Annotated in this window: 1 protein-coding gene and 1 pseudogene; both read right to left on the bottom strand. The window is 68.8% G+C overall.

All coding sequences use genetic code 11. The features are described 5' to 3' along the window. Positions 1-82: 82 nt before the first annotated feature. Positions 83-499, bottom strand: a complete 417-nt coding sequence (locus HUK84_RS21150) for a cupin domain-containing protein (protein WP_176641921.1) — start codon at positions 497-499, stop codon at positions 83-85. After that, positions 496-764, bottom strand: a pseudogene (locus HUK84_RS21145) (CocE/NonD family hydrolase); the annotation flags it as partial. The pseudogene HUK84_RS21145 and the gene HUK84_RS21150, both read right to left, overlap by 4 nt.

Here is a 764-nt window from a genome sequence, read left to right as displayed (position 1 = left end):
CGCGCCGGCCGCGGCGGCCGCAGCAGGCTGACCGCGTCGCGCGAAACCCGCCACCGATTGGCCGCGGAGGATCCGATCTGCTTCATCCGCACAACACCCGCAGGTCCTCCTCGTCCAGCGCGACCCGCTCGCCACTGCGGATCAGCGCGCCGAATTCCTCATCCGGAATCATGACCGTCAGCGTATAGAGCTTCGACGTCCCGGTATTCTCGACGACATGCTCCGCACCGGGCCGCACCAGCAGCGCGTCGCCCTTGCGCAGGGTGGTACTCTGCCCGTCGCAGATCGCCCGTCCTTCCCCGCTCAGCACGACGAACATCTCGTCCGCCGCGCGATGCGTGTTGGGCGGCGTGCGCCCGCCGACGGCAAAGATCTCGACGACGGCGACCGATCGCGTCCCCCCGGCATGCGCGTCGAACAGGATCGCGAAATAATTGCTGTCGGCCGGCGATATGCGAAAGGCCTCGATCTGGCCGATCGACCGCTTGAGAAAGCTCATGCCTGTTCCTCCGCCGCGCGCAGCGGCACATGCAGGATCGATTTGTCGCGCCGCAGCCGCACGGTGACGACCTGGTGGTCGAAGATCCCGGCCTCCCACGGCGGCCGGCCGGTGCCGGGATTGACCGGAAAGGACGGAAAACAGGCCAGCGCCAGCGACAGCCGCAGCCGCTCGCCGGGTTGCAGGGTGCAGCAGGTCGCGCGCATCGGCACCGAAACCGCCCCGGGCTCCAGCGTGGCATAGCCCTCGGCCAGCGGAAAGCTGC

Source organism: Nguyenibacter vanlangensis (assembly GCF_013376155.1).
In the GTDB taxonomy this organism is placed as follows: Bacteria; Pseudomonadota; Alphaproteobacteria; order Acetobacterales; family Acetobacteraceae; genus Gluconacetobacter; species Gluconacetobacter vanlangensis.
Note: the sequence above shows the minus strand (reverse complement) of the source record. Positions and strands in the feature narration are given on the sequence as shown.

Bases quoted from the DNA above. Each gene is read 5' to 3' on its own strand.
- HUK84_RS21150 (WP_176641921.1), bottom strand. From the start codon at position 499: ATGAGCTTTCTCAAGCGGTCGATCGGCCAGATCGAGGCCTTTCGCATA.